This window comes from bacterium (genome assembly GCA_019637795.1).
Taxonomy (GTDB): Bacteria; Desulfobacterota; Binatia; order HRBIN30; family CADEER01; genus JAHBUY01.
This window is the reverse complement of the sequence record JAHBUY010000002.1, coordinates 566,099-591,974: the sequence shown is the minus strand read 5'-3', so window position 1 is coordinate 591,974 and position 25,876 is coordinate 566,099. Positions and strand designations below refer to the sequence as shown.

The 25,876-nt window shown below is 72.0% G+C and carries 18 protein-coding genes; 5 read left to right on the top strand and 13 right to left on the bottom strand.

Going from position 1 to position 25,876, the window contains the following annotated elements:
• Positions 1-11: 11 nt before the first annotated feature.
• Positions 12-1,574, top strand: a complete 1,563-nt coding sequence (locus KF840_07845; protein MBX3024808.1) for a Na/Pi cotransporter family protein — start codon at positions 12-14, stop codon at positions 1,572-1,574.
• An 82-nt stretch (positions 1,575-1,656) separates the two neighbouring features.
• Here the strand turns inward: KF840_07845 and KF840_07840 are convergent, their stop codons facing one another.
• The 3 genes from KF840_07840 to KF840_07830 all read right to left on the bottom strand — a co-directional run bounded on the left by KF840_07840 (position 1,657) and on the right by KF840_07830 (position 6,369).
• Positions 1,657-4,407, bottom strand: a complete 2,751-nt coding sequence (locus KF840_07840; protein ID MBX3024807.1) for an HAD-IC family P-type ATPase — start codon at positions 4,405-4,407, stop codon at positions 1,657-1,659.
• 24 nt (positions 4,408-4,431) lie between these two features.
• Positions 4,432-5,205 (bottom strand): polyphosphate kinase 2, encoded by a 774-nt coding sequence (gene ppk2, locus KF840_07835; GenBank protein MBX3024806.1) that lies wholly within the window; start codon positions 5,203-5,205, stop codon positions 4,432-4,434.
• 141 nt (positions 5,206-5,346) lie between these two features.
• On the bottom strand, positions 5,347-6,369 hold the full coding sequence (locus KF840_07830; protein MBX3024805.1) for an alpha/beta hydrolase family protein: 1,023 nt from the start codon (positions 6,367-6,369) through the stop codon (positions 5,347-5,349).
• Between the two features lie 251 nt (positions 6,370-6,620).
• Between KF840_07830 and KF840_07825 the strand changes: the two genes are divergently transcribed.
• On the top strand, positions 6,621-7,823 hold the full coding sequence (locus tag KF840_07825; protein ID MBX3024804.1) for an alpha/beta fold hydrolase: 1,203 nt from the start codon (positions 6,621-6,623) through the stop codon (positions 7,821-7,823).
• Positions 7,824-8,117: 294 nt separating this feature from the next.
• On the opposite strand, the gene KF840_07820 is transcribed toward KF840_07825, so the two are convergent.
• On the bottom strand, positions 8,118-8,597 hold the full coding sequence (locus tag KF840_07820; protein ID MBX3024803.1) for an SAM-dependent methyltransferase: 480 nt from the start codon (positions 8,595-8,597) through the stop codon (positions 8,118-8,120).
• A gap of 56 nt (positions 8,598-8,653) precedes the next feature.
• Positions 8,654-9,595, bottom strand: coding sequence for a GNAT family N-acetyltransferase (locus KF840_07815; protein ID MBX3024802.1), 942 nt, complete (start codon positions 9,593-9,595; stop codon positions 8,654-8,656).
• Positions 9,596-9,682: 87 nt separating this feature from the next.
• Here KF840_07815 and KF840_07810 point away from each other — a divergent pair, with 87 nt between their 5' ends.
• Together KF840_07810 and KF840_07805 are read left to right on the top strand one after the other, a co-directional pair.
• A complete protein-coding gene (locus tag KF840_07810; protein MBX3024801.1) occupies positions 9,683-10,594 on the top strand; it encodes a prolyl oligopeptidase family serine peptidase in 912 nt (303 codons plus the stop codon).
• A gap of 11 nt (positions 10,595-10,605) precedes the next feature.
• Positions 10,606-11,208 carry a PaaI family thioesterase gene (locus tag KF840_07805; protein ID MBX3024800.1) on the top strand — a complete coding sequence of 201 codons (603 nt, stop codon included), beginning with the start codon at positions 10,606-10,608 and terminating at the stop codon, positions 11,206-11,208.
• Between the two features lie 16 nt (positions 11,209-11,224).
• Here the strand turns inward: KF840_07805 and KF840_07800 are convergent, their stop codons facing one another.
• The 5 genes from KF840_07800 to KF840_07780 form a co-directional block, all read right to left on the bottom strand.
• On the bottom strand, positions 11,225-13,564 hold the full coding sequence (locus KF840_07800; GenBank protein MBX3024799.1) for a penicillin acylase family protein: 2,340 nt from the start codon (positions 13,562-13,564) through the stop codon (positions 11,225-11,227).
• A gap of 83 nt (positions 13,565-13,647) precedes the next feature.
• On the bottom strand, positions 13,648-14,367 hold the full coding sequence (locus KF840_07795; GenBank protein ID MBX3024798.1) for a hypothetical protein: 720 nt from the start codon (positions 14,365-14,367) through the stop codon (positions 13,648-13,650).
• Between the two features lie 274 nt (positions 14,368-14,641).
• On the bottom strand, positions 14,642-15,742 hold the full coding sequence (locus tag KF840_07790; GenBank protein MBX3024797.1) for a VWA domain-containing protein: 1,101 nt from the start codon (positions 15,740-15,742) through the stop codon (positions 14,642-14,644).
• Positions 15,739-16,620: a MoxR family ATPase gene (locus tag KF840_07785; GenBank protein ID MBX3024796.1), complete on the bottom strand. Its 882-nt coding sequence runs from the start codon at positions 16,618-16,620 to the stop codon at positions 15,739-15,741. The genes KF840_07790 and KF840_07785 overlap by 4 nt, the downstream gene beginning before the upstream one ends.
• A 204-nt stretch (positions 16,621-16,824) precedes the next feature.
• The gene (locus KF840_07780) at positions 16,825-19,416 is read right to left on the bottom strand and encodes a hypothetical protein (protein MBX3024795.1); all 2,592 of its coding nucleotides are present in this window, start codon (positions 19,414-19,416) and stop codon (positions 16,825-16,827) included.
• 96 nt (positions 19,417-19,512) lie between these two features.
• On the opposite strand from KF840_07780, the gene KF840_07775 reads away from it, so the two are divergent.
• Complete coding sequence (locus tag KF840_07775; GenBank protein MBX3024794.1) at positions 19,513-20,163, top strand: hypothetical protein; 651 nt, start codon at positions 19,513-19,515, stop codon at positions 20,161-20,163.
• Positions 20,164-20,187: 24 nt separating this feature from the next.
• Here the strand turns inward: KF840_07775 and KF840_07770 are convergent, their stop codons facing one another.
• The 3 genes from KF840_07770 to KF840_07760 are packed head-to-tail and all read right to left on the bottom strand — an operon-like array spanning position 20,188 to position 25,770.
• Positions 20,188-20,571: a hypothetical protein gene (locus tag KF840_07770; GenBank protein MBX3024793.1), complete on the bottom strand. Its 384-nt coding sequence runs from the start codon at positions 20,569-20,571 to the stop codon at positions 20,188-20,190.
• Between the two features lie 19 nt (positions 20,572-20,590).
• Positions 20,591-21,892 (bottom strand): HEAT repeat domain-containing protein, encoded by a 1,302-nt coding sequence (locus KF840_07765; protein ID MBX3024792.1) that lies wholly within the window; start codon positions 21,890-21,892, stop codon positions 20,591-20,593.
• Positions 21,892-25,770 (bottom strand): CehA/McbA family metallohydrolase, encoded by a 3,879-nt coding sequence (locus KF840_07760; protein ID MBX3024791.1) that lies wholly within the window; start codon positions 25,768-25,770, stop codon positions 21,892-21,894. The genes KF840_07765 and KF840_07760 overlap by 1 nt, the downstream gene beginning before the upstream one ends.
• Positions 25,771-25,876 lie beyond the last annotated feature (106 nt).

Below are 25,876 nucleotides of genomic sequence, written 5' to 3'. Positions count from 1 at the left end.
GAGGACGGATCATGGATGCGACCATCGTCACCGTGCTGGGTGGGCTGGGGATGTTCCTGCTCGGCATCCACCATCTCACCGAGGGGCTGAAGGGACTGGCGGGCGACTCGCTGCGACAGGCGTTGCAGCGGCTGGTGGGAGGACGGTTCAGCGCCGTGCTCTCGGGCGTCGTGTTCACCGTCCTGATCCAGTCCTCGACCGCGGCCACGCTGACCGTCATCGGCTTCGTCAGCGCCGGCCTGGTCACCTTCCCGCAGGCGGTCGGCGTGATCGTCGGCGCCACCCTCGGCACCACCTCGACGCCGTGGATCGTCGCGATCTTCGGCCTGCGCCTGCGCATCGCCTCGGCGGCGATGCCGCTGCTCGGCATCGGCGCCCTGCTGTGGCTGGTCGGCCGCGGCCGCTGGCGCTCGCTGGGCGCCATCCTCGCCGGCTTCGGCCTGCTCTTCGTCGGCATCGACTATCTGCAGAACGGCATGGCGGGGACGTCGTGGGACCTCGAGGCCTTCGCCGGCAGCGGTCCGGCGGCGCGCTGGATCCTCGCCATCGTCGGCATGGTGATGACCTTCGTCATGCAGAGCTCGAGCGCCGCCGCCGCGACCACCCTCGTCGCCCTCGATGCCGGCTCGCTCTCCTTCCAGCAGGGCTGCGCGATCATCGTCGGCCAGAGCGTCGGCTCGGCGGCGACCACCGCGATCGCCGCCGTCGGCGGCGGTCTGGCGGTGCGCCGCTCGGCGCTCGCGCATGTCGTCTTCAGCCTCGTGGTCGGCGTCCTCTCGCTGTCGTTCCTGACGCCGCTGACGACGGCAGCGGAATGGATCGGCGGCCGGCTCGGCGCCACCGACGGGGTGCTGGCGCTGGCGTCGTTCAGCAGCCTGTTCAAGCTCGCCGGCATCCTCGTCTTCTACCCGTGGCTCGATCAGTTCGCGCGCTACATCGAACACCTCACCGGGCCGGGACGCGACACCGCCGTCGATCGCCTGCAGCCGACGCTGGCCGAGGCCGGCGGCACGGTGGCGCTGGAGGCGGCGTGGCGGGCGCTGCTGGAGACCGCCACCGGCGTGGTCGACGCGCTGCGCCGCCGCCTCGCCGGCGAGCCGGTGGCGTACGCCCCCGCCGCCGACGCGGTCCGGCGGACCGAACAGTTCCTCACCTCGCTGTCGCTCGAGACGACCGACCTGACGACCATCGGCCCGCGCCTGGTCCGCCTCTGCCACGCCCTCGACCACCTGGGCGAGCTCGACGCGGAGCTGGCCAGGGCGCCCGCGACCCCGGCCGACTGGTCGCCGCCGGCGGGATTCGCCGCCGCGGCGCGGGCGCTGGCGGAGCTCCTCGACGCCACCCGCGACCCGGCGGGCGCGCCGTCCCCGGCGGCGTTCCGCGCCGTCGAGAACGCGAGCCGTCAACTGGGCGAGGAACGGCGGAGCGGCCGCGAGCAGTTGCTGGCGGACCTCGCCCTGCAACGGGTGTCGGCGACGAACGCCCGCGGCGCCCTCGACGCGCTGGCGTGGGCGGACGGCGCCCTCCACCACGCCTGGCGGCTCGCCGAATCGTTGCGCGCCGCGGCGCGGTAGCGGGCGCGCGCTCCGCGCAGCACGCGGTTTCCGGCGCCATTTGCCAGGACGAGGCGCCGGGGGGCGCGGTGGCACCGGTGCGTCACGTCCCCGCCTCCACCGCGGTGACGATGCGTCGCAGCGCCGGGCTGGAACGGATGGCGAGCTTCTCCGCCTCGATGGCGAGGAAGAACACCACGCCGCCGGCGAGCAGCATCGGCCACACCGACAGCGGCAGCGCCTGGTTGTCGAACAAACGCTGCAGCGGCGGCGCGTAGGTGAACAGCAGTTGCAGCACCACCACGGCGCCGATGCCGAGCGGCAGGTACGGATTGCCGAGATGGGCGCGCAGGGAGAGGGACGAGTCGACGAGGAAGCGGCTGTTCAGCAGGTAGAAGATCTGGCCGATGGTGATGGCGTTGACGGCGACCGTGCGCGCCAGTTGATCCGAGGCGCCGGAGGTCTTCATCTGGAAGAACGCCCACAGCGTGTAGCCGAGCAGCGCCAGGCCGACGAGGACGACCCGCCAGATGCCGAACGGGGTGAGGATCGGGCGGTCCACCGCGCGCGGCGGCCGGTCCATGACGTCGAGCTCATGCGGCTCGAACGAGATCACCAGGCCGAGCGCCACCGAGGTCACCATGTTGACCCACAGCACCTGCGGCGCGGTGATCGGCATCGGCAGGCCGAGGAAGATGGCGACCGCGATGACCAGGCCCTGGGCGACGTTGGTCGGCAGCATGAAGAGGATCGCCTTCTCGATGTTGTTGTAGACCGTCCGGCCCTCCTTCACCGCGGCGGTGATCGAAGCGAAGTTGTCGTCGGCCAGGATCATGCCCGCCGCTTCCTTGGTGACCTCGGTGCCCTTGATCCCCATGGCGACGCCGATGTCGGCCTTCTTCAGCGACGGCGCGTCGTTCACCCCGTCGCCGGTCATGGCGACGATCTGCTTGTTCGCCTGGATCGCCTTCACCAGACGCAGCTTGTGCTCCGGGCTGGCGCGGGCGAAGACGTCGACGTCGCGCACCCGCTCCTGCAGGGTCGCGGTGTCCATCTCCTCGATCTCGGCGCCGGTGACGGCGGTGGTGCCGTCGCCGATGCCGAGCATCTTGGCGATGGCGGCGGCGGTGATCTTGTGGTCGCCGGTGATCATGGTGACGCGGATGCCGCCGCGGTGGCATTCGCCCACCGCCTCGATCGCCTCCCGGCGCGGCGGATCGAGCAGGCCGACGAGGCCGAGGAGAACGAGGTTGGCGGGCAGATCGGCGGGGCCGAGGCTGCCGGCGGCGAGGCCGGGGCTCTCCAGCCAGGCCAGCGCGAGGACGCGCTCGCCCTGCGCGGCCAGCGCGTCGGCGGCGCGCAGGAAGTGGTCGCGGTCCATCGCCACCGCCTCCCCGGCGCGGGTCTGCTGGCGGTCGCAGCGGTCGAGAATCACCTCCGGTGCGCCCTTGACGAGGAGCATCTCGGCGCCGTCGGCCCGGCGATGCAGGGTCGCCATGAAGCGATGCTCGGACTCGAACGGGATGGCGTCGAGCCGCGGCGCGGCGGCCTCCTCGGCCTCGCGCGCCAGACCGATCTTGGCGGCGAACGGATAGAGCGCGCCCTCGGTGGGATCGCCCTCCACCTTCCAGGCGCCCTGGTGCGTGAAGAGCTGGGCGTCGTTGCACAGCACCGAGACGCGTCCGAGCAGGCTCAGCACCGGGTCGTCGGCGGCCGGCTGGCCGTCGCGCGTCACCGCGCCCTCCGGCGCGTAGCCGTTGCCGCTCACCTGGTAGGCGGCCTCGGCGGTGACCGCCGACACCACCATCATCTCCATCAGCGTCAGGGTGCCGGTCTTGTCGGAGCAGATGCGCGACACCGAGCCCAGGGTCTCGACCGCGGGCAGACGGCGGATGATCGCGTTGCGCTGCGCCATCCGCTGGACGCCGATCGCCAGGGTGATGGTGATGATCGCCGGCAGGCCCTCGGGGATGACCGACACCGCGATGCCGACCACCGCCTGGAAGAGCGGGATGAAGTCCATCTGCGCCACCCAGTGGCCGTAGGAGAAGACCAGCACGGTGACGATGCCGATGGCGGCGGTGATGGCGTAGCCGAACTTCTTGATCTGACGCAGCAGCGGCGTCTCCAGGGCGCTGACCCCGGCGAGCAATTGGTTGATGCGGCCGAGCTCGGTGTCGCTACCGGTGGCGACGACGACCCCCACCGCGCGCCCGGAGACCACCATGGTGCCGGAGAACGCCATGTTCTCGCGATCGCCGACCGTCGCCTTGGCCGACACCGGCTGCGGCGACTTGTCCGCCGGCACCGACTCGCCGGTGAGCGCCGCCTCCTCGGTGCGCAGGTTCTTGACCTCGGTCAGGCGCAGGTCGGCCGGCACCTTGTCGCCGGACTCGAGCAGCACCACGTCCCCGGGCACCAGCTCCTCGGCGGGGAGCATGCGCGTCTCGCCGTCGCGGGTGGTGCGCGCCTCGGCCGAGAGCATGTTGCGGATCGAATCGAGCGCCTTCTCGGCCCGCCCCTCCTGGATGAAACCGAGCAGGCCGTTGAGCACCACGACGCCGAGGATGATCGCGGCGTCCACCCACAGCCCGAGCATCATCTTGGTGAACCCGGCGGCGAGCAGGACGTAGACCAGGATGTTGTTGAACTGCGCCAGGAAGCGCGCCAGCGGCCCGCGCTTCCGGCCCGCGGGGAGGCGGTTCGGCCCGTAGCGGGCGAGGCGGGCGTTCGCCTCGCCGGCGGCGAGGCCGCGCTGCGCGTCGGTGGTGAGCCGGGAGACCACGTCGGCCGCGGACAGCGCGTGCCAGGTGGCGGCGGCGGTCGGGGGACTCGTCGCGGTGGCGTCCGTCATTCGTCCTCCCGCGTTGGCGTGGGATCAGTAACGCGCGTCGATGAAGCGTCGCCCCCGCAGGCTGGCGCGGTCGTCGTAGGCGTGGCGCGTGGCGCGCTTGGGCAGCTTCACCTTGGGGCGGGGCAGCTTCTTGTACGGGATCTGGCTGAGCAGGTGGCTGATGCAGTTGAGGCGGGCGCGGCGCTTGTCGTCGGACGGCACGATGTGCCAGGGCGCGAAGGTGGTGTCGGTGGCGGCGAGCATGAGGTCGCGGGCCTTCGAGTACTCGAACCAGCGGCTGCGCGAGCAGAGGTCGGTCGGGCTCAGCTTCCACTGGCGCACCGGGTCGTTGATGCGCGCCGCGAAACGCCGCTTCTGCTCCGCCTCGCTCACCTCGAGCCAGTATTTGATCAGCAGGATGCCGTCGTCGACGATGTAGTGCTCGAACTCGGGGCAGACCTGCAGGAAGCGCTTGTGCTGCGCCCTGGTGCAGAAGCCGAGGACGTACTCGATGCCGGCGCGGTTGTACCAACTGCGGTCGAAGATGACGATCTCGCCCGCCGCCGGCGCGTGCGGCAGGAAGCGCTGCATGTAGAGCTGCGTCTTCTCGCGGTCCGACGGCGCCGGCAGCGCCACGACGCGGAACACGCGCGGGCTGACCCGCTCGGTGATCGCCTTGATCACGCCGCCCTTGCCGGCGGCATCGCGACCCTCGAAGACGACCATGACGCGCAGCCCCTTCGCCTTGACCCACTCCTGCAGCGTGCACAGCTCGGCCTGCAGGCTGCGCAACGCCTTCTCGTAATCCTTGCGTTTCATCGGCTGGTCAGCCGTCCGCATGGGGCCTCCATCAGCGCGCGGGCCGCGTTCGTCTCGCCGTGGAATTCGCTGCCCTTTTGACCGCATGCGGCGACCAAATCAACCGCCTTGGCCGCGCGGACATGTCGGAGCGGCGCATGGTCAGGCGAGGCGATCGATGAAGCGCCGCATGCGGGCGAGCGCATCCGGCAGGTGCGGCAGGAAACCCATGTGACTGGTGGGGTACCAGTGGATCGCCGGGTTGCCCCACCGCTGCCGCAGGTCCCGCACGAGGCGGGGAGCGAAGAAGCGGTCCGCGGAGGCGGCGAGGAGGAGGATGCGTTCGGCCGGCAACTTGGGCCGCAGGGTGTGCCAGCGGATGGCGGCGGCGAACCTGGCGAAGTCCTGGTCGTCCCAGCCGAAGGATCGCAGGTCGCGCCGCATCGTCGCCAGCACCGGGGCGTCGGCGACCAACGCGGCGAGATCCATGTGCGCGATGAGCGGAATCGAGAAGACGAAGCGCCGCTCGAGACAGGTGAGGCTCAGGGCGAGGGCGCCGCCCAGGCTCAGGCCCGCAATGCCCACCGGCCGCTCATCGTCCGCGAGGAGCAGGCGCAGCAACGTGCGCGCGTCGAGCAGCGTCTGGCGCAGAGCCTCGAAGCTCCGCACCAGATCGGCGGTCCAGAAGAGCTCGCCGCTGAAACGCGCCGTCCGCGGGGTGCGCCGCCCATGGTAGGGGAACTGCATCTGGATGACCTCGACGTTCAGTGCCAGGGCCATGCTGGCCAGCAGCGTCAGCTCCTCGGTGTACGTCTCGGGTTGCATGTAGCCGTGCAGATAGAGCAGGCGCGGCCGCCGCTCGCTCCCCGCCGGACGGAGGCGCCGCGCATACACGTCGTGCGCCTCGGGGTAGTCGGCGAGATAGCGGCGCCGGAACTTGGGCTCGAGCGGCCGGTGCAGGGAGCGGAACACCAGATCCTCGCTCACCATGCCGAGCAGGCGCCAGCGCTCGCGCACCGTCATGCGCGGCAGCCGGCGCGGCGACGGGAAGAGCTCCTCCAGCGGACGCCCGGTGTAGACGTCGAGATCGCCCAGGGTGTTCTGCACTGGCTGCGCGACGTACCGCAGCATCGTGCTCAGGCTGCCGACCAGCACGTCGGGATGCCATGTCGGGGGTGGCTTCATCGGGCTCCCGGTGACGATGGTTCCAGCACGGGATCTGCCAGGCGCGCGGCCGCCGCGCCGGCGGTCCCGATGACACGGCGCTGTGGCGGAAGCGAGAACGCCGCCCCGTCCGACGCGGCAGGCTTTGCCAGATTCGAGAGCGGCGCGCCGCGGCGCTCCCCATCCGGCGGCGCTCTCCACTCGCCCGAGCGTGGTATCGTTCTTGCGCCGCCCGTATGTGGGCAACCAGGCGCGCGTGAGGTTCGGGTGGAATGACGCTGACCGTTCCGGAGAGCCTGCGGGTCCTCGTCGACCGCTTCGATGCGAGCGCGTTCGATGCGGCGGGGACGACGCCGCGCCTGCGCCTGATCGTCGCCGGCGTCGGAGAGTGGGATGCGCTGCCGCGCGACGGCGAGGTGCGTCTCGCCGAGGCCGATACGAGACGAACCGCCGATGCGAGTCTGAGCGCCGACGCGGCGACCTGGCAGCGCATCGCCGCCGATCTGCGCGGCGGCATGGACGCGTATCGCGCCGGGCGGCTGGTCATCCGGCACAATCTCAATCTCGGCGTCGGCTTCCTGGCGGCGACCAGCGGCGCCACTGGGCCCGAGCGGCTGCGATTTGGCCATGTCGAGACGGCCTCGGGCCGGCTCTCGATCCTCACCGCCGGAGCCGGTGAGCCGGTGATCCTCATCCATGGCCTCGGAGCGACCAAGGGGTCCTTCCTGCCGACCGTCGCGGCGCTGGCGCCGACCTTCCGGACGATCGCGCTCGACCTGCCCGGCTTCGGCGATTCGGTGAAGCCGCTGGGCGCCGCCTATCATCCTCCCTTCTTCGCCCGCGCCGTGCTCGACCTGATGGATGCCTGCGAGCTGCAACAGGCGCACCTGATCGGCAACAGCATGGGCGGGCGGGTCGCGCTGGAGGTCGGGCTGCGCCACGCCCACCGCGTGCGCCGCCTGGCACTGCTCGCACCGTCGTTGGCCTGGAAGCGCGAGCGGCCGTGGGCGCCGCTGCTGCGGCTGCTGCGACCCGAGCTCGGCCTGCTGCAGATCACGCCGCGCTGGGCCGTCGAGGCGATCGTCCACCGCGTCATTCCGGTCGCCGGCAACAACTGGGTGCAGGCCGGCGTGGACGAATTCCTGCGCTCGTATCTGACGGCGCGTGGGCGGGCCGCATTCTATGCGGCCGCGCGGCAGATCTACCTCGAGGAGCCGCACGGCGCGAAGGGCTTCTGGACCCGGCTCGCCACGCTGCAGGCGCCGGCGTTGTTCGTCTGGGGCAGGGAGGACAGGCTGGTGCCCATCGCCTTCGCGGCGCACGTGCGGACTCACCTCCCCGCCGCGCGCCACCTCGAGCTCGACTGCGGCCATGTGCCGCAGCTCGAACGTCCGGCGGAGACGCATGCCGCGATTGCCGCCTTCTTCAGCGAAGGCGCCGCGGCCGGCGTATCGGGACGGGGCACCCGGCGCTGAGGTTCGCCCTGCCCACCATGCCGGGCGAAGCCAGGGCGGTCGGCCAGACACCGACCGCGTGCGCCGCCCTCACCGCGTGACCACGTGCCGCGTGGCCGCGCCATCGATCGCAGGGCGCGGGATCGAGGCATCGACCGAAACGAAGCACCCACCCGCGACGGACGGCGAACGCGAGGAGATGCAGGACCGTCGCTCGGCGAGGGTCGTGGATGCGCCTGCGATCCGCCAAACCTGGGCTCGCGCGCGGGCGCCAGCGTGCTTCGCGTGCCGCGATGCTAGTGCGTCGGATGCTGATCAGTCATCGCGCGCCGTCCAGTAGTCGCGCATCAGCTCGCCGACCCACGCCGGCTGGCGCACGTCGGTGCGGGGCAGGAACTCGCGCATGACCGGCTTGATGTCGAGCACCGGCGTGCCGTCGATGGCGTCGAGCTCGGCGACGCGCAGGGCGCGCCCCTCGCGGCCGATGATGCGGACGATGGTGCTGCCGAGACGATTGGGGCGATTCTTGCCGCGCTGGGCGAAGATGCCGAGGCGCGGCCAGTCGGGATTGTTGCGCGGCCGGCGGGCGTCGAGCACCACCTTCTTCGGATCCACCTGGTGGAAGTGGAAGATGATCTCGGCGTGCGAGAAGTCCTCGAGCCCGAGCAGGCACTCGGGGTCGTACCCGTCGGCCAGCTCGAGCAGCGCGGTCTCGTCGCCCCAGAAGTCGTCCTCGGGGGTGACGCGGCGGGTGCGGACGTGGGCGATGGGCTCGACGGTGATGGTCATGGCCATGCGCTACCGTCGCGGGCGCGCCGCGACAAGGACATTCCACGCATGAGGCGGCGCGTTCACCGCCAGTCGTCGAGCACCCACGCGTCGGGACGGTTGAACCCCGGGGCGTCCGGCCGCTGCATGGCGACGCCCAGCGCGTAGGCGCGGAATCCGCGCGCCAGCAGGGCCCGGTAGGCGGGCGCGCGCGCGGTGTTGATGCCGGTGACGAGCTGCGCCGCGCCGCGCAGCGCCGCGTAGCGCTCGCACAGGCGCAGCAGGTCGTCGAACGCCGGCGCGGCGCCGGCGCCGGGCGCGACGGCGGCGAACTTGGCGTAGCAGACTCCATCGCCGGCCTCGGTGCCGGGGCCGACGTGGCAGACCGCGAAGCCGCGCAGGCCGCGGTCGCCGCGCAGCAGCAGCGTGTCGCCGAGCGCCTGGTTCTGCACCGCATCGATCTCGCGCCCGACGTCGAGGCCGGCGAAGATCGCGTCGGTCACCGCCGCGCACTCGGCGCGCGCCGCGGCCCGCTGCGCCGAGGTCAGCGCCGACCGGCACTCGTCGGGCGAGACCGCGGCGTCGGCGGCGACGGACTTGCTGACGATGGCCGTGAGGTAGTGCGGAAGGAACCCGTAGCGCTGGTAGAGCGCGACGTGCTTCGGGCTGTGCCCGAAAGTATAGAGCCCGGCGTGGCGCACGCCCCACTCCTCGAAGCGCTGCATGGTGACCTCGAGCAGGCGGCGCGCGATGCCGCGCTCCCACCACTCCGGGCGCACGCTGAGCGGGCCGAAGAAGGCGAAGCTCCCCCAACGGGTGGCGAAATTGGTGCCGGCGAGCCTGCCGTCGAGCAGCGCCGCCCAGGCGGCCGTCGGGTCGGCCTGCCAGCGCGTGCGCACGTAGGCGCAGTCGCCGGTGAACTGCAACGGCTCGCGCACGCCGAGGAAGGTGCCGAAGGCGAGGCGGAACACCCGCTCCGCCTCGTCGAGGCGATCCTCGCCGAGCGGCTGCACGACCACGGACATGGCTCGCTTGTCGCCGATCGCCGGCGGCGTCTCAAGAGGTGGCGGCGCGCTTCGCCTCGCACCGATCCACGGTGCTAGAGCTGTCGCATGTCGCGCTGGCTGCTCGCGCTGTGCGCCCTGGTGGCCGTCGGCTGTGGCGAGGGCGGCCATTCCGGCGCCGCGACCACCGCGCCGGACGGCAGCTTCGCGATCGCCAGTGCCGCGCTGCGGCTGGTCGACCCGACGCGACCGACCGCGGCCAACGGCGGCGCGCCCGGCAGCGAGGCGCGGACGTTGCCCACCACCGTCTACTACCCGGACGCGCCGGGCCGCTTCCCGCTGATCGTCTTCGCGCACGGCCTCGGGGCGCTCGGCCGCCTGTACTTCGTCATCCTCCAGGCCTGGGCGGCGGAGGGGTACGTCGTCGCCGCGCCCGACTTCCCGCTCACTCACGCCCAGACACCCGGCGGCGCCACGGCCGACGACTACGTCAACCAGCCGGCCGACGTCAGCTTCGTGATCGACGAGCTGCTGCGACTCGACGCCGACCCGGCGAGCGCGCTGCACGCCCGCGTCGATCGCCAGCGCATCGGCGCCGCCGGGCAGTCGCTCGGCGGGCTGACGACCTTCGGCGTCACCCTCAACACCTGCTGCCGCGACCCGCGCATCGACGCCGCCGTGCCGATGGCGGGACTGCTCTGGGCATTCCCCGGCGGCGAGTACAGCGGCGCCGGCGCGCCGCCGACCCTGGTGATCCACGGCGACGCCGACGACACCGTCCCCTACACCGAGGCGCGCGCCGCCTACGGCACGCTGCGGGCGCCGAAGGCCCTGCTCACCCTGATCGGCGGCGGTCACATCCTGCCCTACGTCGGCAGCGGCGATCGCGACGCGCAGCGCGCCATCATCGACGCGTCGACCGCGTTTTTCGATTGGTACCTCAAGCACGAGCGCGGCGCCCGCAGCCGCCTGCTCGCCGTCGGCCGGCGCCCGCGGGTGCGCCTCGACGCCAACCTGTGAACCGGGAGCCCATGTCCGACCGTGACACCGCCCTCGAAGAGCTCGCCGCCAGCGTGCGGCGCCTGATCGATGCCACCGTCCGCGTCGACGGCGACGCCGCGCTGCTGCGCGCCGCCTCGCGCCGCGTCGACGACCTCGCCGCCGCGTTGCGCGGCGCGGCGCCCGATCCGCCGCCGCCGCGCTATCCCGGCGGCGAGACGCCGATGGGGTTCTTCCCCTACGACTTCGTCATCGGCCGCTGGAACCCGCTCGCCGCGCCGATCGCCATGCGCTGGGAGGACCCCCTCGCCGTCGGCGAGGTGACCTTCGGGACCGCCTATGAAGGCCCCCCGGGCTGCGTGCACGGCGGGGCGATCGCGGCGGCGTTCGACCAGGTGCTGAACGTCGCCAACGTGATGAGCGCCACCGCTGGCCCGACCGCGCGGCTGCAGATGTTCTACCGCCGGCCAACGCCGCTGCACCAGCCGCTGCGCTTCGAGGGCTGGGTGGCGCGACGCGAGGAGCGCAAGGTGCACAGCGCCGGGCGCCTGCTCGCCGGCGACGTCGTCACCGTCGAGGCCGAAGGCCTCTACGTCATTCTCGATCCACTGCGGGTGGTGAACCTGCTCGGCTGAGTGGCGGCGGGTCGGCTCACCCGTCGAGGCGCTCGATGACGTCGGGCACCTGGTCGGCCTCCCAGAGCGCCGAGCGGAAGTACTGGAAGCGCTGCCACGACTCGGCGCCGGCGCGGAACAGCGGCGAGCGGACGTCGGCGCTCGGCCCGGCGCTGTGCGCGAACAGCGCTTCGTCCGGCGTCGCCAGGTCGCAGATGAAGCGGCTGGTGGCGCCGACGAAGGCGTAGTGGCGGCCGCGCAGCGGGATCGAGCGCGAGGGATTGATGGTGTATTCGTCGCCGGGAAAGGCGGCGTCGAGGGCCACGAAGCGACGGCCGACAAGCGGGAGCAGGCCGAGCGGCGTGCCCAGCCAGATGCGCTGCACGGCGCCCCAGCGCCAGGCGACCGGATCGCAGCCCTGCGCCGCGGCGAGCCGTTCGACGACGGCGAAGAAGCCCTCGCGGACCAGGGTCGCCAGCGGCCGCCCGGCGGCGCCTTCGATGTCGGCGCGCAGCGCATCCTCGCGGTCGAGGAGCAGCCGGTGCAGGCGCGGCATCGCCCGTCGGCCGTGCGCGAAGCGGCTCCCCAGCGACGGACCGAGCAGCGGCGCGAACAGGCGAAAGGGGAGATCCTGGTGCAGGAGGGCGAACACCGCGCCGCCGGCGGATTCGCTGTCGAAGGCGCCGTCCCAGGCGCGCAGCACCGCCAGAGCGCGCCGCGCCACGTCGTTGCCCGAGACCTCGCCGATCGCGGCGACGCAGGCGTCGCGCAGCGCCGGCGCGTAGTCGGCGTGGACGTCGCGCTGGATCGCCGCGAAGCTCGCCGGGTCGTGATCGCGGCGCGCCGCCAGGCGAGCGCCGATCTGATCGGTGCGATAGCGCGGCTCGCAGTGGGTGGGCGTGAACACCGCCGCGCACTGCGCCGGATCGGTCTCGGAGTTGGCGGTAGCGACGAACCCGCGCGCCGGATCGCGCTGCTTCGGCATCTCGGCGAAGGGGATGAAGCCGTCCCACTGGCCGGCGGGATCGTCGGCGTCGCGGACGAACAGCCCCTCGCTGCGGCGGCGCGGCGCGTGGCCGAAGAGCTCCCAGGCGATGGCGCCGTCGCGGTGCCCGTAGACGAGGTTGAAATCGAAGGGCCCCTCGTTGCAGCGCGCCAGGCCGGCGCGAAAGGCGTCGACCGTCCGCGCCTCCGCCAGCGCCACGTAGCCCTCGAACATCGCCGCGGTGTCGCTCGGCACGATGCGCACCGCCAGCGGCGTGCCGTCGTGATGGTGCCAGCCGGGGTAGATGACGCCGTGCTCGCACGACTCCCACTCCAGCGTCACCGTCCGCCCACCGCGCGCCGGCAGCTCCTCGCGGTGCTTGGCGATGGCGCCGCTGCCGTGCTCGGTGCGGTAGCGGCTCGGATCGTCGGCCAGGCGATGGACACGGTAGACGTCGTAGGCGTCGCGGAAGCCGGTGGTGCAGCCCCACGCCAGGTCGCCATTGTGCCCGAAGCCGAAGGCGGGAAGGCCGGGAAACATGCCCCCCTGCACGCGGTGGTCGGGACCGTGCAGGTGCAGGTGGTGCCAGAAGGTGGGCAGGGGGACGAACGGCACGTGCGGGTCGTTCGCGACCACCGGCCGGCCGCTGGCGCTGAGCGCGCCGGAGACCGCCCAGTTGTTGCTGCCGATGGCCGAGGCGCCGAGCGGCGTCTCCGGCGTGTCGTCGCCGGTGCCGACGCGATAGCTGGTGGGGACGTTCTCCCATGGCGCCTCCGGGAAGAGGCGGCGCGCCAGGCCGTCGCCGCGGGCGCCGCGCACGGCGTCGAAGACGCGTTCGTTCTCGAACCCGGTGAGCGACACGACGAAGGCGCAGGCGCGGCCGTTGAGCAGGCAGTCGGCCGGCTGCCAGGGGCGCGGCGCGCCGACCAGCAGGTACTCGGGCGGGTAGACGCCGCGCATCGCGTGCAGCGCCGCGTTGACCCCGTCGCTGTATGCCTCGAGCAGGCCGGCGGCGCGCGGCGCCAGGCGGGTGACGTCGGCGCGGCTCTGCGCCTCGAAGCCGAAGGGGCGCACGAAGCCGTCGAGATCGCTGACCCGGCCGCCGCCGCCCAGGCCGAGGCCGCGCGGCGCCTTCCAGTTGCCGAGCAGCGCGCACAGCCGGCCGGCGCCGAGATGGCGGACGATGTCGAGGAGGAAGAAGCGATCCGCGGCCTGCAGCCAACCGGCGGCGGCGTAGCGATCGCGCTCGTCCTCGGCGTAGACGTGCGTGGCGCCGTTGGCGTCGCGCAGGATCCGCAGCGCGCCGCGCATCGGCGGCAGGTTGGCGCGGGTGAGCGCCGGGAACGTGCGCGCGTTGCCCGGGGTCCCGAGGGCGCGCGCCAGCATCTTCATCCAACGTCTGGACGGCAGCACAGCGGGGAACAGAGGCCACAGCGGGCAGGGAATCGCAACCGGCGGAGCCGGCCGCGCCGCGTTCAGCCGCGGACGGTGTCGATCTCGAGCAGCGACTGGCCTTCGCGCCAGGGAAGGGTCGAGAGCGTGATCTCCCAGGGCACGCTGCCGCCGCGGCAGCGGCCAAAGGAGATTTCGCAGTCGAGGAGCGTCAGCAGCGCGGCGCGCCGCTCGCGGCCGTCGGGCGCCAGGGCGGCGAGGTTGGCGGCGGTGGCGAGCGGCGGACGGCCGTCGCGCACGAAGAAGAACACGTTGCCGCCGATCACCAGTCGCCCGCCCATCGCCGCCGCCGCCCGCCGGGCCAGCAACGCATCCGCCCCGGCGGGACCGCAGGCGACCGACTCCCAGATCTCGATGTAGCGTTGGTGGACGCCCTCCTCGATGAGAACGCCGTCGCCGCGGTGCACCATGCCCTGATCGGGAACGCCGGTCGGCGGCTGGTAGTCGATCTCGCGGTGCCAGTGGCAGCGCATGCCGCTCAGCTCCGTCCAACCGGCAAATCCCGCCTGGCGGGCCAGGGCCAGCAGCTCGCTGTCGCCGAGGGTCGCCAGGCTCTCCGGGTCGCGCACCACCGGCCGGCCGCGCGGAATGCGGATGTCGGCGAAGGCGGATTCGCCCTGCAGCCAGTAGACGACGGTGGTGTCGTCATAGCTGCCGTCCGGGTAGCGGACCGACCGCCGCCGCCAGAGGCCGCGCATCCACTGCGGCACCGTCGCCGGGGCGCTGTCGAGCGAGGGATCCATTGCGGACGGCGATGAGTGCAAATGGCGTGCACAGCGCGGTGACGGTGCGCCCCAGCAAGGGACCGCTGACGTGTCGCGAAAGGTCGCTGCTTGCAGGATGTGCAGTGCCCATTTCGTCGCCGCTGTCATGCACGGCGCGAGCGAGTGGCGCGCCGCCGCGATCCCGCGACCTGGCCCGAATCATTCATGAGCTCGCTACGGCGAGCAGCGAAGGCACGCCATCTCTGGCGCACCGTCGGCGCTGTCGCGACGCGATCTCATGGATGATCCGGGGCTAGTGGCGCGGCAGCTCCCCCAGGGCGGCGGCGAGGGTGGCGGGGCTCCAGGCCGCCAGCACGGCGTCGCTGTGGCGGGCGTAGGTCGCCATGACGCTGTCGCCGGTATTCCAGCGCGCCACCGGTTCGGGGTTCAGCCAGATGATCCGGCGGGCGACCCGCCGCAGGCGCGCCAGGAGGTCGGCGCGCGGCGGGCGGCGGTTGTTGCGGGCATCGCCGAGGATGAGAAGGACGGTGTTGCGTCCGATCGCGACGTCCCAACGCTCGGCGAGCAGTTTCAGGACGTTGCCGAAATCGGAGCGGGCGTTGAGGTCGAGCGCCTCGTGCGGCACCACCTGCCCGGCCTCGAACGAGACCGGACAGGGGCGGTCGACGTAGGCGAGCAGGGTGACGCGGCGGAAATGGCGGCGCGCCGGGGCCAGGAGGGCGAGCAGGAATTCGGCGGCGGTGGCGGTGGAATGCGACACGTCGACCAGTGCCAGCAGATCGCTGCGCCCCGGGCGCGGGGCGCGGAAGAGAATCTCCACTGGGACGCCGCCGCGCGCCAGGGCGCGACGGATGGTGCGGCGCATGTCGACCCGCCCGCCGCGCACCCGGCGCTGGCGGCGCGCGAAGCGGCTGCGCAGCCGGCGGCCGAGCTCGGCGACCAGATCGTCGAGCCCCTCGACCTCGTCGGGCTCCATCTCGCGGAACGGCTTCGCCGCCAGGGCGCGACGCCGCGCCAGTTCGCGCGCGCGCTGATCGTGTCCGCGGCGGGGCTCCTCGCGCGGCTGCTGGCCGGCCGCGCCCTCCTGCCGCGGCTGGCCGCGCCCGGCGCCTTCGCCGCCGCGCCCGCTGCCCTCGTCGCCCTGGCGCGGCATCGACGGCCGGCGCGCCCGCGCCGCGGCCGGCGGCAGGGCGAAGTAGCGGTCGAAGACGTCGTCGAAGGTCGCTCGTTCGGCGTGGTCCTTGATCAGCGCCGCCGCCAGCGCTTCGCGCAGCACCGGTCGCTCGATGCCCGCGGCGCGCACCGCCGCCGCCGCGTCCAGCGTCTCGCCGACGCTCGGCGCCAGTCCCGCCTGCCGGAGCGCATCGAAGAACCCGAGCAGTTGGTCCTTCATCCGGATTTCGTCGCCGCCGCCAGCAACTGCGCGCTCTTGCCCTCGGCTTTGCGCAGATCCTCCTCCGACTTGAGCACCAGGTTCAGCGTCTGGCGGACGGCGGCGGCGTTGAGCTCGCGTATCTGCAGGGCGCGCAGGGCGCGCGCCCAATCGAGGGTCTCGGCGATCGACGGCGCCTTGTGCAGGTCGAGCTTGCGCAGCGCGTGCACGAAGCGCGCGACGTGCGCCTGCAACTGCGGTTCGAGGTCGGGCACCTTGAGGGCGACGATCTCGCGCTCTTTCTCGACGCCGGGAAAGTCGAGCCAGAGGTAGAGACAGCGGCGCTTGAGCGCCTCCGACAGCTCGCGGGCGCGATTCGAGGTCAGCACCACCGCCGGGCGGTGCTGGGCGCGGACGGTGCCGAGCTCGGGGATGGAGACCTGGAAGTCGGAGAGCAGCTCGAGCAGGAAGGCTTCGAACTCCTCGTCGGCCTTGTCGATCTCGTCGATCAGCAGGACGGCGCGGCGCGGCGTCGTGATCGCCCGCAGGAGCGGCCGATCGAGCAGGTACTCACGCGAGAAGACGTGCTGCGTCATCTCCTCGCCGGACAGGCCCTGGTCGCGATCGGCCTGAATGCGCAGCAACTGCTTCTGGTAGTTCCACTCGTAGAGCGCCTTGGCCTCGTCGAGTCCCTCGTAGCACTGGAGGCGGATCAGCTCGGCGTCGAGCGTCGCCGCCAGCACCTTGCCGATCTCCGTTTTGCCGGCGCCGGCCGGACCTTCGATGAGCAGCGGCTTCTCGAGCACCAGCGACAGGTAGAGCACCGTCTCCACCGCCTCGGTGGTGATGTAGCGCGCCCGCTCGAGGCCGGCGCGGATCAGCTCGCGGGTGATCGCCATCGGGCACAGATGAACACAGATCGGGACGGGAGGACACCCGCGCAGGCGAGGAGGTGGAGATCAGGGGCCCCGCGACTCGCCGCTCAGGATCGAGGCTGTCCCGTCAGGCCGTCGGTCGTTGCGACGGAGATACCCCGGGCAGGGGCTCCCGCCCGCCACGCATCCCGAAGGGATACCGGTGCTCCTGACAACCCGGCCGCCTCGTCACCGGAGAGGCGTCTTCGCCAGGGCGATCCTCGACGGACCCCACCGCTCGTCCTCCCATGCCGCGTAGGCGGTGTGGGTGACGGCGTCGATCGCAAGATCGGGGCGGGTCTGCTCGCTGGGGTCGCCGCCGCTGTCGTCGAGGCGTTGATCGCCGGCGAAGGTGCCGCCGCGGTCGCGGCTGCGGGCGAAGAACACGTCGTTGTCGCCGAGGCGGTTGTCCTGCCAGGCGATGAGGACGTCGTCGCCGTCGACGGCGAGAGCGGGGTGCCACTGATTGGCGGCGGCGACGCCGGCGTCGATGCGGGTGCTGGCGGCGAAGCGGCGGCCGCCGGCGGGGCTGCGGGTGTAGCGGATGTCGGTGTCGGGGTCCTGGCGTTGGCGATCGGCCCAGGCGACATGGACGGTGCCGCGCCGGTCGACGGCGATCGCCGGGTGATCGTGGATGCGCTCGCTGGCGCCGTCGTCGACCCGCACATTGGGCTCGAAGTAGCGGCCGTCGCGCGAACGGGTGGTGTAGATGTCCCACTGGTAGTCGCGGAAGTCGGTCCAGGCGATCTGGATGAACGGCGGCCGCACGGCGATCGCCGGCGCCCACTTGTTGTCGAGCTCGGCGGCGACGTCGACGGGACGGCCGCGGTCGACGCGCAGGTTGCGACCGAAGGTGGCGCCGCCGTCGCGGCTGCGGGCGAAGTAGATGTGCTCCAGCGGCAGGCCGCGGTCGCTGCGATCGCGCTCGTCGACCCAGGCGACCAGCGGGTTGCCGGCGCGGTCCACCGCGAGGGCGGCGTTCCACTTGCCGGCGTCGTCGGCGCCGCGGTCGACGCGAACGTCGCCGCCCTGTTTGCGGCCCGCCGTGTCGAAGCGCGCCGACAGGATGCGGCCGCAGTCGTCGTCGGCGGCCGCGCACGGCTCCTGCCAGACGACGTGGACCGTCTGCGTGCGCGGGCTGAAGGCGACCGCCGGGCGCCACTCCGCGGCCGCGCCGTCGGGCGCATCGCTGGCGCGCCGCGTGGTGAACGTCGCGCCGCCGTCGTCGCTGACGGCGAGGTAGATCCGGTCGACGTCGGCGCGGCGCTCCTGCCAGACGACGAACACGTGGTCGCCGTCGGCGGCGAGGCGCGGATGGCGCTGTTCGGCGCTGGCGGCGGCGATGAACGATGCCGTGCCGAAGGCCGTCGGCACCGGCGCCCCGGGTTGTCGCGGCGGCGGCGCGGCGCCGGCGGCGGGCAGGTCGACATCGACGCGCTGGATCGACTCGCGGTAGCCGTCCTCGCACGACCCCGGACCGAGCGGCGGGATGCACGGCACGCCGGAGCTCGGCAGCAGCGGCAGGCCCGCGGCGACCAGCGCCGCGCGCCGCGCCGCCAGGTCCGGACCGCCGGGATCGGCGGCGACCCAGGGCGCGACGGCGACGAACCCGGCGTCGGGGTCCTGGCCGATCCACGCCAGCGCCGCGGACTGCTCCGAGCGCACCGGCTTGTGTCGCTTGCCGATCACCGCCCCCTGGCCGTCGAAGGTGATGTCGAAGAGATTGCCGACCAGGCAGGAGGTGGCGTTGTAGAGGAACGACGGGTTGCGCTGCACCTGGGCGAAGCCTCCGGCCTTGAAGCCATCGGGGGCCCAGAAGTCGGTGGTGAACGCCCACTGATCGAACGCCTCCGGCTGCAGGATGAGCTGCGCGCCCTTGGCGTCGTAGCGATCGTTGACGTCGACCATCCAGGCGTCCTTCGAGGTCACCGCGCCGAGACGGCCGAACGGCGTGTCGAGGACGTCGAGATCGCGCACCGCGCCCAACGACAGGCCGAGCGGATCCTGTTCGATCTCGGTGAGGTAGGCCTTGTCGAGGCTGCCGCGCAGGACGCCGGCGGTCTCGCCGGGCGCGCGCCGGGTGACGCCGCGGTCGTGGACCAGCACCGAGCCGTCGGGCGCGAAGAGGAACATGGTGTTCACCGGCCGGCCCTCGATCGCCTCGTAGGCATAACCGCGGTCGGGCTCGTCGGGATCGCGCAAGCGAGCGACCAGCGCGGGGTCGGCCGCGGCCTCGACGCGGCGCGCCGGAGCGACGTTGACGCTGGCGGCGACGTAGACGCCGTAGGTCGCCGCGAGATCGCGAAAGGTCTCGTAGACGGCGCGGTAGTGGGTGTCCGTGGTGGCGAGAAAGAGGTAGGCGAGACCGGGCAGGCCCGGGTAGCGGTCGCCGTAGTACCTGACGAGCGGCTGGTAGGCGAGGGTGAGGGAGAGGAAGGCGACGGTCGAGCCGCCGGTCGCCGCGGTGATCTGCCGCGCCGTGGCGCCGCGGCTGCCGATCAAACCGGCGACCAGGCCGACGTCCTCGGGAAAGACGATCAGCGCGTCCACCGGCGCGCTCGGGTCGCGCGGCGACAGGTGCGCCGCGATGTCCGGCACTCCCTGCTGCACCAGCTCGGCGCGGCGCGGGTGCGCGGCGTCGACCAGCGCGAACATCTGCTCGCGGAAGTCGGCATAGCTGGCGGGCATTCGCAGGTGCGGGTTGACCACGAAGACCCGCACCGGTCGCGCCAGGGCAGGGGAGGCCAGGACGAGCAGCAGCAATGGTGCGAGGCGGCGCATCGGGCGATTGCGACACGCGGGCATCGAGAAGGCAAACGCCGGCGACGGGGCGGCGGGTCTCTCGGATCGGCGCCACGGGTAGGCTAGGCAGGGCCGATGCGAATTCTCCTCTTCGTCTCCCTGCTGCTGCTCACGGCCGGCCAGGCTGGGGCGCAATGCTGCGGCGACTGCAGCGGCGATGGCAACGTGACGATCAACGACCTGATCACCGCGGTCAACAACGCGCTGAATGGCTGTGCCGCGGTGACGCCGACCGGCGGAACGCCGGCGACGCCGACGCGCACCCCGACCCCGACGCGCCAACCGACGGCGACGCGCACCCCCAACAACCGCTGCCCGTCGACGTTCAGCACCCAGGGCAGCAACCTCTGCCTGTTCAACGGCACCTTCAACCGGAGCTGTGGCGGCTCGTTGAACGGCACCTTCTCCAGCAACGGCCGCCTGCTGTTCGTCACCCTCGCCACCAATCTGGTCCAACCGCCGACGGTCAGCTTCAGCGCCAACGTCACCAGCGCCACGACCGCGACCCTGGTGGCCTGGTCGAGCGACGACTTCCAGACCTCGCGCCCGACGACCGGCAGCGTGACCCTCAACAACAACGGCGCGCAGTTGGTGGTGTTCCCCGACAACCCGCCGTTCATGATCCAGAGCTGCAACTTCGTGCAGTACCTCGGCGCCTATCAGGCGCCGCGCCGCGCGGCGGAACGGGCGGCGGACGGCGGTGTGATCGACCTCGCCGATCGGTAGCCAGCGGCCCGGCGCCACCCGCGACTAGCGCTCCGGGCAGCGGTCGACGGTGAGCACGAACAAGTCGCTCGAACCCGGACGGCGTTCGGCGAGGATGGTGATGAGCTGATCCGGCCGGGCGGTGATGACGCGCCGGAGAATGGCGCGGTCGCCGACCAACTCGGGCGCCGGCGCCTCGGGTTGCTTGAGCGTCGCGTCGTCGGCGAAGGCGAAGACGCGCCACTCGCTGGCGGTGAACGGCAGGCGCTGGCCGCGGACCGTGAACGTGAGCTGGCGCCCGTTCGGCGGCGGGGTGGCGCTGCCGAGCGTTCCCTGGATGCGCACCAGCTCGCGGACGGCGTGCGAGGTGATGTCGTGCGCCGCCGCCGGCGCGCCGACCCCGAGCACCACCAGGAGCGCGCCCGCCACCGCGGCGGCGCGGCGCCGCTCAGTGCTCGCCCTTGGGGAAGCCGTGCGTGATGAGGTCGCGGGTCGCGGCATCGGGATGGGTCTTGGCGAGTTGCGCGAGCACCGGGCGCGCATCCGGAGAATCCAACGTCATGAGCACCAGCACGGCGTAGCGCTGCGAGTCCACCGGCCCCTGCACGGCGAGGCGGCCGAGCGCGTCGACGGCGGGTTTGCCGCCGATGGCGACGATGGCGCGCGCCGCCGCCTGGCGCTGGTTGATCGCTTCGTCGACGAAGGCCTGCTCGAGCGTCGGCAGGGCGGCGGGATCCTCGAGGGCGCCGACCGCCTCGACCACCTGCAGGCGCACGCTGGGGTCGGGGTCGCGGATCGCCACCGGCGACACCGCGGCGAGGGCGCCGGCGCCGGAGCGCGCCAGCATCTCGCGCGCCGCGGCGATGCGGGTCCCGGGGTCGTCGCTGGCCAGGCGCTGGCGCATGTCGTCGTCGCTGGCCCCGGCCCCGAGCTGGTCGAGCGCCTTCCACGCCGCCTCCATGACCGGCGGTGGCGAGCCGATCTGCCTGAGGGTCGGCACCATCGACGCGAGCCGCGCATCGGCGACGGCGTGGATGAGGGCGATGCGTACCCGATCGGGGAGGTTCTGGCGCAACAGCGCGGCGCTCAGCGTCGCGTCCTCGGCGCTGGTGAGGGTGGGGTCGCGGCGGAGATCGCCGAGGCCGGCGGCGCCGTCCTCGACCAGCACCGGGCTGCCACTGGCGAGAAGGTCGAAGGTGAGTTGGCGCGCCTCGGCATCGGACAGGGCGCCGCCGCCGGCGAGGTGCAGCACGCGTCGCATGATCGACACCTGGCGCTCGGCGTCGGCCTTGTCGGCGGCGGCGATGAACGCGCCGTAGCCGGGAATGAGTTGCTGGTAGCGGCCAGCCGGCAGCGTGCGCTGCAGATAGGACGTCATCCGCGCCGGCTGCAGGAACGCGAGGCCCTCCATGCCGGCGGTCAGGGGCGGCGCGTCCGAGCCCTCGTGCAGCTCGACCAGCGACAGTGCCACTGGCGGCTCGCCGGCGCCGCGGAAGATGGTCGTCGCGCTGAAGGCGACGACGGCGACGCGGTCGTCATCGTACGAAGTGGTGTCGGTCACCGCGCCGGCGACGACGGTGCGGCCCGCCTTGAGCAGGGCGCGCAGGCGCGGCGCCACCGCGGCGGGCGCGGCGGCAGCCGCCAGCAGGCTGGTGGCCAGCAGCAGGGCGGCGACGACGGGCGGGGAAATGAAGCGGGGCGGGCGGCGACTGCCGCCCGCCCCGCGCGGACACGAACCGTTGTCGGGCATCAAGGATTGACGAGCACCCCGGGCGGCGTCCAGCCGCCGCCGTCGACATCGACGAACAGCGGGTTGGTGAAGGCCAGGGCGGTGATGCCGTCCTCGCCGAGGTTGCCGTCGGTGAGCTGCGCCAGCGTGGTGTTGGTGCTGGTCTTCAGGCTGTTGCCGATCACCGGGTAGAGCGGCTTCGACACGCCATCGGTGCCCTTCACCATGACGACCACCCAGATGTCCTGGGTGAGGCCGGTGAGGTTCAGCGACGTGCTGGCCTCGAGACGGCTCGACGACGTCCCGGCCACCGGTACCGGCACCGGCACGACGTTCTGCGTCGCCGTCGGCGTGATCGTGTAGCGCTTGACGTTCACCAGGCCGGCCCCGGTCTGGACGTTCGGCTTGATGACCCGGGTGGTGACCGGGTTGATGTAGTACTCGACCCGGTTGAACTCGGCCCAGGTCGGGCTCTGGATGTCGACGTTGATCGTCACCTCGCCATCGGTGGTGCTGATGGTCAGCGGATCGCCGAGCTCGAGCGACGCGGTCTCGCCGGTCGACGCCGCGGAGACCGAGACGCGGACCATCGGCCCGTTGGTGCCGAACGAGCGGCCGGCGTTGACGTTGGCGGAGACCGTATCGGCCATGGCGCTCAGATCGCCCGGGTCGTCGGTGGGCATGGCGACCATGTTGTGCGGCAGGCCGGAAACGCCGACGAACTGGTTGTGGGTGTCCGAGTCGGCAATGCCGGTGCGGACGATGCCCTGGTTGATCAGGTTGAACCAGTCGCCCGCGTTCTGGCCGAGGAAGTTCGTCGCCACCTGGGCGCGATCGTCGCCGATCCAGATCTCCAGGGCGTCGAACGTATCGCTGAAGAAGTTGGTGATCGACGGATTGAGGCGTCGCGCCGCCGCCGGCACCGCCGACTGCGGCGGCGTGAGGGCGGTGTCGATCGCCAGACCCGAGCCGCCGTCGAGGCCGAAGAAGCTGTGCACGTGGTTGACCTGCACGGTGTTCGACGCGCCCGGGGCCGCGGCGTGGGCGTCGGCGATGATGCCGACCGGCGCTTCGCTGTAGTAGCCGGCCGACGGATAGTCCTGGCCGTCGGGCGCGGCGCCGCCGTGGTCGACGCTGCCGTTGTTCACCTTGGTGAAGTCCTGCACCAGCGGCCAGCCGTTGAAGTGGCCGTAGTCGAAGGTGGTGATCTCCTGACCGACGGTGGTGCCGATCAGGTCGGCGGCGCCCAGCGCGTCGATGGTGGGCTGGAAATTGGAGCGGAAGTCATGGTCGGTGGTGGCGAAGAACTCGATGCCGTCGCCGAGCATGGCGCTGACGCGCTGCACGTTGGTGACCGCCGCATCGGGGCTGTCGATCGCGTGGACGTGGAAGTCGGCCGAGACGAAGCCGTCGGAATCGATGACCCGCTCGACCTGCGCCGACACCGGCGTCGTGGTGTTGGCGGTGATCGTCACCGGGATCGAGTCGAGGGAGAACTCGCTGCCGCGCGACACGTAGACCTGGTAGTTGCCCGGCTCGAGCGGGATGACGCCGGAGTCGCCGCTCGGACCGACCCAGGCGACCTTCGCCATGCCGAACGGATACGGGTCCTCGAGGTCGTGGAACATCCCGGTGCGGTTGTTGATGATCCCGAACAGCGTCTGGGCGACCACCACCCCGGGGCTGGGATCGAAGCCGACCACCGACACCTTCGCCGGGCTCGGATCGTTGTTCTCGTCGACCACCGTGACCTGCAGGGCGCCGGTGGCGGGGATGGCAATGTTCTGGCTGGTGGAGGTGAAGGCGGTGATGGTGACGGGGTGCTCGAGCGGCGTCGAGCCGCCGCCCTCGTACGGGGAGCCGTCCACGGCCGCCGCGACCTTGTAATTGCCCGGCGGCAGCGTGACCGAGAAGTTCCCGTCGTCGTCGGTCTTGGCGTGGATGAAGACGTTCTTGGACACGCCGGCCGGGCCAAAGGCGGGATCGGCGATCACCGCGACGCCGGCGCGAGCGGCCGGACTGCCGCCGGCGGTCACGTTGCCGGTCAACGTGCCGGTCGGCACGCACTGGATCTCGTTGCGGGTGTCCTCGATGCTCGCCGTGCTGCCGTCGCCGACGATGAAGTAACGGGTCAGCGTGAGGGAATCGTCGGGATCGCCGTTGGCGCCGATGTGGTGCGGCGGGCCGGCGAGGCCGATGAGGGCGAGCAGCACGTCGGTCTTGAGCTGCGGCACGTGCACGCCCGAGGTGGTGAAGGTGCTCGAGCCGGGCACCTGGTGCATGTAGCCGTACGAGACGCCGTCCCCGTCGCCGAAGCCGCTCCAGGCGGTGAAGTTGCAGAGATTCGGCATGGTGGACGGGCAGACGCTGGTGACCAACGGCTCGCCGAAGCCGTAGCCCGTCTGGAACAGCTCGAGCTGGCCGGAGCCGCCGATGTACTCGCCGAAGAAGATGTCGATGGCGGCGCCGCTGGTGTTGTGCACGGTGGTCTCGACGCGGACGTAGTTGGCGCCCGGTTCGAGAATGTAGTCGGTGGTGATGGTGACCGGCAGGTCGACGTCGTCGACGCTCGCCGGCAGCAGGAAGCCGAAGCTGGCGACCACCGAGCTCGGGTTGACGAAGTCGATGAGGTCGTCGACGCCGGTGGCGCGCAGCACGGCGGGACCGCCATTGCTGCCGTCGTTGAGAATGGTCAGCGAGGTGTAGTGGGCGGTGCTCTCGATGTTCAGCGAGATCGCCCACTCCTCGAAGTTGTCGCGGTCCGGTCCGCTGGTGCGCACCAGGTCGCCGTCGATGATCTGGCCACCGTACTGGCCGATGCCGAAGAGATTGCGCTGGATGTCCTGCACGACGATGCGGATGCGATCGTTGGCGAGCAGGTAGTCGTTGGCGCGGCAGCGGCTCATGCGGCCGCCGACGCACTCGGTGCCCGGGTTGGTGATCTGCTTCAGCACCGCCGCGCCACCCTTGGCGGGCGTGCCGTGCTGCGCGAGCACCAGGTTGTCGGCGGCGCGGTCGGCGGCGCAGGTGGTGCAGGCCGCCACCGACGCCTGGTCGGTGATCTCGTCGCAGGCGCCGCCGAAGCCCAGGCCGGCGGTCGCCGTCGCCGAGCAGGCGTTGAGAACCGCCGTGCGGGCGGCGGTGAGCTCGGCGTCGAGACTGCTCTGCGTCGTGGCGACGCAGTTGGTGCCGGACGGGAGCTTGCCCTTGGCGACGCTGCTCTTGCACTTCTGCAGGATGCTCTGGCGCTTGCCCGCCAGCTTGTTGAGCGCCTTCGACATCTGCTTCAGACAGGCGAGGGCCTCGTCCGACGCCCGGCAGAGCGCGCCCGGACACTCGGCGTCGGCGCTGCAGAGGGCGTTGGCGTTGACGCCGCCGGTGCACTTGCCGGGCGTCTCGGGGATGTAGACGCAGGCGGCGGAGGGGCAGCCGGCGTTGCTGGTGCACACCTTGCCGACGTTGGTGCCGCCGTTGCACTTCTTGTGCGGCTCCAACCGGTAGATCATCTCGATCAGCGCGTCGGTCTCGCTCTCGTGCCTGGCGAGCTGACAGTCGGCCAGCGCGGCGCCGGTCGACACGCCGAGGCAGTCGCCGCCGAAATCGAACCCGCCGGTCAGCACGCTGTTGGGACAGGACTGCACGATGGCGCCGTGCAGCTTGTCCGCGGCCTTGTCGATCTTGGCCTTCGTCGCCGTCTCGAGCGTGCAGTCCGTGGTCTCCGGCAGCTTCTTGGCGAGGACGTCGTCATGGCACTTCGACAGCGCCTTGAGGCGCTTCTTGACGAACACGCGCCCCTTCTTCGCCACCGTGCTCTGGCACTTCAGCTCGTCCTTGCTCAGCGCCGCGTGCGCCGGCAGCGCGGCGCACCAGAAGAACGCCACCGCAGTCGCGGTGGCCAACCCCGCCCCTGAAAGTCTCATTGAGATCCCCCTAACTGTAACGTCCCCGTAACATGACAAATCCGAAAGCGAACAATCAAGCTCGATTCTGACGACCGCCCCGCCT

What these genes read in the sequence shown, in the direction of transcription:
- KF840_07775 (MBX3024794.1), top strand. Translation starts at nt 19,513, where the DNA reads ATGCGAATTCTCCTCTTCGTCTCCCTGCTGCTGCTCACGGCCGGCCAG.
- KF840_07795 (MBX3024798.1), bottom strand. Translation starts at nt 14,367, where the DNA reads ATGGATCCCTCGCTCGACAGCGCCCCGGCGACGGTGCCGCAGTGGATG.
- KF840_07765 (MBX3024792.1), bottom strand. Translation starts at nt 21,892, where the DNA reads ATGCCCGACAACGGTTCGTGTCCGCGCGGGGCGGGCGGCAGTCGCCGC.
- KF840_07825 (MBX3024804.1), top strand. Translation starts at nt 6,621, where the DNA reads ATGACGCTGACCGTTCCGGAGAGCCTGCGGGTCCTCGTCGACCGCTTC.
- KF840_07815 (MBX3024802.1), bottom strand. Translation starts at nt 9,595, where the DNA reads ATGTCCGTGGTCGTGCAGCCGCTCGGCGAGGATCGCCTCGACGAGGCG.
- KF840_07810 (MBX3024801.1), top strand. Translation starts at nt 9,683, where the DNA reads ATGTCGCGCTGGCTGCTCGCGCTGTGCGCCCTGGTGGCCGTCGGCTGT.
- KF840_07800 (MBX3024799.1), bottom strand. Translation starts at nt 13,564, where the DNA reads ATGAAGATGCTGGCGCGCGCCCTCGGGACCCCGGGCAACGCGCGCACG.
- KF840_07805 (MBX3024800.1), top strand. Translation starts at nt 10,606, where the DNA reads ATGTCCGACCGTGACACCGCCCTCGAAGAGCTCGCCGCCAGCGTGCGG.
- KF840_07780 (MBX3024795.1), bottom strand. Translation starts at nt 19,416, where the DNA reads ATGCGCCGCCTCGCACCATTGCTGCTGCTCGTCCTGGCCTCCCCTGCC.
- ppk2 (MBX3024806.1), bottom strand. Translation starts at nt 5,205, where the DNA reads ATGAAACGCAAGGATTACGAGAAGGCGTTGCGCAGCCTGCAGGCCGAG.
- KF840_07830 (MBX3024805.1), bottom strand. Translation starts at nt 6,369, where the DNA reads ATGAAGCCACCCCCGACATGGCATCCCGACGTGCTGGTCGGCAGCCTG.
- KF840_07840 (MBX3024807.1), bottom strand. Translation starts at nt 4,407, where the DNA reads ATGACGGACGCCACCGCGACGAGTCCCCCGACCGCCGCCGCCACCTGG.
- KF840_07845 (MBX3024808.1), top strand. Translation starts at nt 12, where the DNA reads ATGGATGCGACCATCGTCACCGTGCTGGGTGGGCTGGGGATGTTCCTG.
- KF840_07785 (MBX3024796.1), bottom strand. Translation starts at nt 16,620, where the DNA reads ATGGCGATCACCCGCGAGCTGATCCGCGCCGGCCTCGAGCGGGCGCGC.
- KF840_07790 (MBX3024797.1), bottom strand. Translation starts at nt 15,742, where the DNA reads ATGAAGGACCAACTGCTCGGGTTCTTCGATGCGCTCCGGCAGGCGGGA.
- KF840_07820 (MBX3024803.1), bottom strand. Translation starts at nt 8,597, where the DNA reads ATGGCCATGACCATCACCGTCGAGCCCATCGCCCACGTCCGCACCCGC.